Annotated in this window: 7 protein-coding genes; 1 reads left to right on the top strand and 6 read right to left on the bottom strand. The window is 65.2% G+C overall.

The annotated features are described in order from the left end of the window. Positions 1-79: 79 nt before the first annotated feature. The 4 genes from ACXJL8_RS06415 to ACXJL8_RS06400 all read right to left on the bottom strand — a co-directional run bounded on the left by ACXJL8_RS06415 (position 80) and on the right by ACXJL8_RS06400 (position 3,626). Positions 80-1,405, bottom strand: coding sequence for a copper oxidase (locus ACXJL8_RS06415; protein ID WP_456621708.1), 1,326 nt, complete (start codon positions 1,403-1,405; stop codon positions 80-82). Between the two features lie 13 nt (positions 1,406-1,418). Next, on the bottom strand, positions 1,419-2,840 hold the full coding sequence (locus ACXJL8_RS06410) for a TolC family protein (RefSeq protein WP_456621707.1): 1,422 nt from the start codon (positions 2,838-2,840) through the stop codon (positions 1,419-1,421). A gap of 9 nt (positions 2,841-2,849) precedes the next feature. Further along, the gene (locus ACXJL8_RS06405; RefSeq protein ID WP_456621706.1) at positions 2,850-3,128 is read right to left on the bottom strand and encodes a hypothetical protein; all 279 of its coding nucleotides are present in this window, start codon (positions 3,126-3,128) and stop codon (positions 2,850-2,852) included. Between the two features lie 75 nt (positions 3,129-3,203). Next, positions 3,204-3,626 carry a hypothetical protein gene (locus ACXJL8_RS06400; RefSeq protein WP_456621705.1) on the bottom strand — a complete coding sequence of 141 codons (423 nt, stop codon included), beginning with the start codon at positions 3,624-3,626 and terminating at the stop codon, positions 3,204-3,206. Between the two features lie 145 nt (positions 3,627-3,771). Here ACXJL8_RS06400 and ACXJL8_RS06395 point away from each other — a divergent pair, with 145 nt between their 5' ends. Beyond that, positions 3,772-5,079 (top strand): MFS transporter, encoded by a 1,308-nt coding sequence (locus tag ACXJL8_RS06395; RefSeq protein WP_456621704.1) that lies wholly within the window; start codon positions 3,772-3,774, stop codon positions 5,077-5,079. Here ACXJL8_RS06395 and ACXJL8_RS06390 read toward each other — a convergent pair. Both ACXJL8_RS06390 and ACXJL8_RS06385 read right to left on the bottom strand, forming a co-directional pair. Next, on the bottom strand, positions 5,076-5,483 hold the full coding sequence (locus tag ACXJL8_RS06390) for a DUF4864 domain-containing protein (RefSeq protein ID WP_456621703.1): 408 nt from the start codon (positions 5,481-5,483) through the stop codon (positions 5,076-5,078). The two genes, ACXJL8_RS06395 and ACXJL8_RS06390, sit on opposite strands and share 4 nt — an antisense overlap. 67 nt (positions 5,484-5,550) lie before the next feature. After that, positions 5,551-6,189: a TetR/AcrR family transcriptional regulator gene (locus tag ACXJL8_RS06385; protein WP_456621719.1), complete on the bottom strand. Its 639-nt coding sequence runs from the start codon at positions 6,187-6,189 to the stop codon at positions 5,551-5,553. Positions 6,190-6,378: the final 189 nt, after the last annotated feature.

Below are 6,378 nucleotides of genomic sequence, written 5' to 3'. Positions count from 1 at the left end.
ATCGAGAGCACGGCCAGCGCGAGGACGAATTTGACAGTCTTCTTCATTGTAGTCTCCAGTTGGTGGTTCATCGAAATGCTCACATCTTCATCTTCTGCATCGCCGGCTGCCGCGCCGGCTCCGCCGCCGGTGAGGCGACCTCGTAGGCGACGGTGCCTTGCGGGAACTGGTACGGCCCGGGATCGCGATAATCGTCACGCGCCATCCCCTCGCGGATCTTCATCACCGTGAACATGCCGCCCATCTCGATCGGTCCGAACTGGCCGGTGCCGGTCATCATCGGCAGCGTGTTGTCGGGCGCGGGCATCTCCATGTTGCCCATCGCCATGCCGGTCGATCCCATCGCCATGGAATCGGGAGCAAGCTTGCCGACGGCCTTCGCGAGATCCTTGCGCGACACGCCGATCAGGTTGCGCATGTCGTGRCCCATCGCGTTCATGGTGTGATGGGACTTGTGGCAGTGGAACGCCCAGTCGCCGGGATTGTCGGCGACGACGTCGAACACGCGCACAGCGCCGACCGGCACGTCGGTCGTCGTCTCCGGATATTGCGCGCTCTCGGGAATCCAGCCGCCGTCGGTGCAGGTCACCGCAAAGCTGTGGCCGTGCAGATGGATCGGATGGTTGGTCATGCTGAGATTGCCGATGCGCACGCGCACCTTGTCGCCGAGCCGCACCGGCAAGGGATCGATGCCGGGAAACACCCGCGAATTCCAGGTCCACATGTTGAAGTCGGTCATCTCGTTGACCTGCGGCAGATAGGTGCCGGGATCGACGCGATAGGTGCTCATCACGAAGACGAAGTCGCGGTCGACGGGACGGAAATTCGCGTCGCGCGGATGCACGACGACCATGCCCATCATGCCCATCGCCATCTGCACCATCTCGTCGGAATGCGGGTGGTACATGAAGGTCCCGCTCTTCTTCATCTCGAACTCGTAGACGAAGGTCTTGCCCGGCTCGATGTGCGGCTGATTGAGTCCGCCGACGCCGTCCATGCCGCTCGGAATGATCATGCCGTGCCAGTGCACGGTGGTGTATTCGGGTAGCTTGTTGGTGACGAAGATGCGGACCTTGTCGCCCTCGACCGCCTCGATGGTCGGGCCCGGCGACTGGCCGTTATAGCCCCACAGATTCACCTTCATGCCTTCGGCGAACTCGCGCACCACCGGCTCGGCGACGAGATGGAATTCCTTCCAGTCGCCGTTCATGCGGAACGGCAGGGTCCAGCCATTGAGCGTGACGACGGGGCGATAGTCCGGCCCGCTGCTCGGGTGCAACGGCGGCTGCATCGTCGCCTTGTCCATGTGCGCGGCTTCCGGAATGCTCGCGGCCTGGACGCGGCCTTGAATGGCACTTGCGCTCACGAGCGCGGCGGTGCCCAGAAATCCTCGGCGGGAAAACATGTTGGCCTCCATGTCAGTGGCCGCCGTCGGCAGGGGCTGCCGCGGCGATGGTGGTCGTATTGTCGCCGCCCGTGGGCGAGCCGCCGCCATTGACGACGGTCTGCAACTCGGATTGCGTGAGGAAGAAGTTTTGCTTCGCGTCGATCGCGCCCCGTAGCGACGCCAGGCGTTGGCGCGCTTCGGTCAGCAGCGCAAAAATGTCGACCTGCATGCTGGAGAAGCGGAGCTGCATCTCCTCGGTGATGATCTTGCGCAGCGGCAGGATTTCGCGCTGGTAGTGGCTGGCGATGTCGTAGGTCGATCGGTAGCTGCGGTAAGCATCGCGCGCTTCGGAGCGCACGTTGACGGCGCGCTCCGTCAGGCGATTGAAGGCAAGCTGGTAGGTCTCCGCCGCCTGCCGGACGCGAACCTCGCCGCCATCGAAGATCGGAATCTGGAACTGCACGTCAAAACCGCGTTCGCGGAACGGCGGGCCTTCCGGATCCTGGGTGCGGCGGGAGATGCCGGCGAGATCGAGCAGCGTCACGAAGCGCGTCGCCTCGGTCAGGTTGAGCGATTTGGCCAGTGCCGTCAGCTCGAGCCGCGCGATCTGCAAATCGATGCGGTGGCCGATGGCGTCGGCTTCGATCGAAGGCAGCGCCAGCGGCCGGCGCGGCAATGGCGGGAGCTGGTTGGGCAGACGGAAGTCGAGACCGTCGTCCCACAGCCCCATCAGGCGCGCGAGTTTTTCCCGCGCACTCGTCGCGGTCTGCCGCGCGGTGGCGAGATCGGCGGTGGTTTCCGCGTAAAATACCTGCTCGCGGGCCTGGTCGAGCTTGTTGATCGAGCCGGTTTCGCCGAGCTTGACCGCAAGCTGCGCCGTCGATTCCGCCGTCGACTTCGCGTCCGTCAGCAGCACCACCATCTCGTTGGCGGCGACGCAGCGGACATAGGCGCGGCGCACGTCGGCGGCGAGCCGCAATGTCGCCAGCGCCGCCCGCAATTGCGCCTGCCGGAAACGGTCGCGCGCGATGTCGGAGCGGAACGGCAAGGTGGCCAGCGCCAGGATGTCGCCGACCACCTGGCGTTCGATCTCGCTCGCGCCATTGCCGCTGATGCGCGAGACCGAGAAGACCGGATTGGGCGGCAGACTTTGTTCGACGAGATCAGTCTCGGCCAGCGCCAGCTCGTTATAGGCCGCCTGAAGTCCCTTGTTGCCGAGCAGCGCGATCTGCACGGCTGCCTCCGCGTTCAGCGTGCGCGACAGCAGCCGGCGGACGGCTCCGTCGACCGCCCCTGCACCCTCGGCCGACCGGACAAAGGCGACGTCCTTGTTGATGGCCTGGCGCGTCACGTCCGAGACCGCGGTCATGCCGCTGTCGGGCGAGAAAGCGGCGCAGCCGGAGAGGTTGAGCGCAGCCACGAGCAGCAGGCTTCGCGCGAGATGGTGTGCCATGGCGCGCTCCTACCGGTCTTGCTTGGGCTGCGGCGCCACGGTGTCGTTGCGCTCGCGCCATGGTGCCGGCGTTGCAGGCCGCAGGCTCGTGTAGGGCGCGATTACCGAGCGATAGCCGACGGGTGCGACTCTGGCTGCCGGATCGGCGGGATCGGCGCCGGCCTGCGGCGCGGTTGCCGGCATGCAGCCGGACAGCGCCAGTGCGGCCAGCAGCGGCCAATTGAATCGAAAGTGTCGTCCACGCACCGCAGATGCGGCGGCGGATCTCGCCCCGAGAAGCGTAAGCATGATGTATCCCTGATCTGTCGGATGACCAAAGGCGCACGCGCGCAGACGCGCGCGGCCTCAAATCGTCGAATCAGCTCAGGCGATGGGGGGGCGGTAGAGCAGGGGCGGCGCCTCGCTGTGCAGGCTGGCCACGATCTCGGGCGCGCAGGCGGAGATGGGCTGGAGCGGCTTGGCGACGCTTGGCAGATCGGCAGGGAGCGCGACCGCGCACATCATCGCGCAGCACGGGCCCGGCTTGCCCTTGCCGTCATGATGATGCTGGGCGGGTGCGTCCTGCGCAGCGGTCTGGTGGTGCGGGTGCGTGCCGGCGTGGTCATGCGACGAATCGCCATGCATATGGCTCGCCGCCATCTGGTGATGCGCCGGCACGAGGTCGGCGAGCAGCGCGTCGTCGTCAAGGCACGGCGCTGGACCGCTGCCCCAGGCCAGGGCTGCAGCCGGCGCGAGGACGCAGAACAGATAGGCGAGGGCAATGAGCCGCCCCACCCTGATCCGCATCGATCGCGTCAATTGCAACAACGTAGCCTCGACATGCTGTTCGCGCGGCAATGTTGCACACGCAGATTGCAAACTAATGGCAAACCGCCCATCCGCCAAGSTTTTCTTACCGCAGCGCACCGCGCATGCCCAATATCGCGGCACGATGCTTGACCGTGCGGCGATCAGCGAACATGGTCCGGCCGTGCACGCACCAAATCATCCAGAATCAAATCATCCAGAACAAAGACCAGACTCGTCCAGCCCTGATTCCCGTCAGGCTTGGGTACGGCTCGTGATTGCGCTTCTGATCGGCTCGATCGGGGGCGTCGGCATGTGGGCGATCGTGGTCATGATTCCCGCGGTTCAGGCCGAATTCGCCGCCACGCGGGGCGCGGTATCGCTGGCCTTCACGCTGATGATGTTCGGCTTCGGGCTTGGCGGTGTGATCGCCGGCAAGATCACCGACCGGTTCGGCATCGTGCCGGCGATGGCCATCAGCATCGGCTTTATCGGTGTCGCCAATGTGCTGGCGGGGCTGTCGACTGAGCTTTGGCAGTTCATTGCGGCCTATTTCCTGATCGGGCTCGGCACCTCGGCGACCTTTGCGCCGCTGATGGCGGAGGCCTCGCACTGGTTCGAGCGCTATCGCGGGCTTGCCGTGACCATCGTCGCCAGCGGCAATTACGTCGCCGGCACGATGTGGCCGCCGCTGGTGAGTTTTGGCATGCAGACCATCGGCTGGCGCTACACCCATATCGGCATCGGCCTCGTCTGCGTCGGTCTCATGACGATTCTGGTGCTGGTCCTGCGCGCGCAGATGGGTAACGACAAGGTCCGCAATCACGCCAACGCGGCGCCACCCCGGGTCGATCTCAAGCTCTCGACCAACACGCTGACGGTACTGCTCTCGATCGCCTCTATTGCCTGCTGTGTGGCGATGGCGATGCCGCAGGTGCATATCGTCGCCTATTGCGGCGATCTCGGCTATGGCGTGGCGCGAGGCGCCGAGATGCTGTCCCTGATGATGGCGTGCGGCATCGTCAGCCGCATCGGTTCGGGCTATCTGGCCGACAAGATCGGCGGCATCCCTACGCTGCTGGTCGGCTCGCTGGCGCAGGGCTTTGCACTGGCGTTCTACCTGTTCTTCGACAGCCTCGCCTCGCTCTATCTGATCTCCGCGATGTTCGGGCTGTTCCAGGGCGGCATCGTGCCGAGCTACGCCATCATCGTGCGCGAGGCGATGCCGGCGAGCCAAGCGGCAACGCGCGTCGGCATCGTGATCTTCGCCTCCGTGTTCGGCATGTCCTTTGGCGGCTGGGTGTCGGGCGTCATCTTCGATGCCACCGGCTCCTATGCCGCGGCATTCACCAACGGCGTGGCGTGGAACGCGCTCAATATCGCTATCGTCGTATTGCTGCTGATCCGTTCGCGGATGAATGCTGTCAAGACAGTCCCGCGCTTCGCCACCTAGACCCCCTGTCCCGCCTTCAACAGCGAGCAGCCGGTGATCTTGTAGCTGCCGTCGCTCTGCTGCTCGAGCGTGTAGAGCGCCTCCCAGGCCTCGCCATTGGCATCGACGATGTGGACGCGCTGGGCGATCCAATTGCCTTCGCTCTTGCTGTCGCCGAACTCGAAGCTCTTGTGCCGGTAGACCGGCGCGTAGCCGTTCTGCACCATGGACATGAAGATGTCGGGCGCAGGGAAGATCTCCCTGATCGTCGGCGCGGCGTAGGAATAGGCGGCGGCCGAATCGTCGCGGATGAAGGCCTGCTCCTGGGCACGAATGACGCCTTGCGCCGCCGCGACATCGTCGGCCCGTGCCGACATGGGGCTGAAGGCGACACTGAGACCGACGAGCAAGGCTGCGATGCGCATGACAGGCTCCGCGTTGAAATCCAGGCGGTCCCGACCTTAGCACGACTTTGGGGACATGCGGGACGCGCTATCGCTTCCGCTTCGCGGCCGGTTTCGCCGGCTTGGCGGCGCGCGGCTTTGCCTTGCCTGCGGGCTGCACCCGCAACCCGTCGACGAACACGTCGAGCATCCGCAGCACCGAGGATTGCCAGCCGGGCTGGTCGTGCATGTAGCACATGCCGACGAGCGCCCTGAGCAAATCCTCCGGGCTGATATCGCCGCGCATCTCGCCGGCGGCGACCGCGCGGTCGAGCAGCGAGCCGATCGCCTTGGTCAGACGGTCCATCGAGAACGCCGCGAGTTCCGACGAGCTCTGGAACGTCAGCGCCAGCGCCGCGGACATGCCCTTTTTTGTGGCAACGAATTCGACGTTGGAGCGCAGCCAGCGCCGCAAGGCGCCGACCGGGTCCTTGGCGTTCTTCAATTGCTCGGCGAGCTCGCCGAGCTGCTCGACCTCGCGCCGGTACACCGCCTCGAACAAATCCTCGCGAGTCGGAAAATGCCGGTAGAGCGTGCCGATGCCGACGCCGGCGCGTTTGGCGACGGCTTCGAGGCTTGCCTCGGGACCGCCTGCGTTGAACACGACCTTGGCAGCCTCGAGCACGCGCTCGCGATTGCGCACGGCGTCGGCGCGGGGTTTGCGGATCTGGTCGGCGTGGTCGTCCATGCCGGCAATGTAGATCACGAATTGGTTAGATTGAACCCCTGCAGGGCTGCATCGCGTTGTATGCGCACGGGCTTTGACGAATTCCAAATATTTTTCGGCGGCCCTTGTTAAGCGGAGGGTGCCTCCGTATCTTCGCTGAGACGTTGGCCCGGATCCCCGTTCGGGCGGCGCAGACGCGACGGCGGCCAC

The organism is Bradyrhizobium sp. P5_C11_2 (genome assembly GCF_054049755.1).
The sequence above is the reverse complement of the archived record's forward strand: the minus strand, read 5'-3'. Positions and strand labels throughout refer to the sequence as shown.

What these genes read in the sequence shown, in the direction of transcription:
- ACXJL8_RS06395 (WP_456621704.1), top strand. Translation starts at nt 3,772, where the DNA reads ATGCTTGACCGTGCGGCGATCAGCGAACATGGTCCGGCCGTGCACGCA.
- ACXJL8_RS06405 (WP_456621706.1), bottom strand. Translation starts at nt 3,128, where the DNA reads ATGCTTACGCTTCTCGGGGCGAGATCCGCCGCCGCATCTGCGGTGCGT.
- ACXJL8_RS06390 (WP_456621703.1), bottom strand. Translation starts at nt 5,483, where the DNA reads ATGCGCATCGCAGCCTTGCTCGTCGGTCTCAGTGTCGCCTTCAGCCCC.
- ACXJL8_RS06400 (WP_456621705.1), bottom strand. Translation starts at nt 3,626, where the DNA reads ATGCGGATCAGGGTGGGGCGGCTCATTGCCCTCGCCTATCTGTTCTGC.
- ACXJL8_RS06410 (WP_456621707.1), bottom strand. Translation starts at nt 2,840, where the DNA reads ATGGCACACCATCTCGCGCGAAGCCTGCTGCTCGTGGCTGCGCTCAAC.
- ACXJL8_RS06385 (WP_456621719.1), bottom strand. Translation starts at nt 6,189, where the DNA reads ATGGACGACCACGCCGACCAGATCCGCAAACCCCGCGCCGACGCCGTG.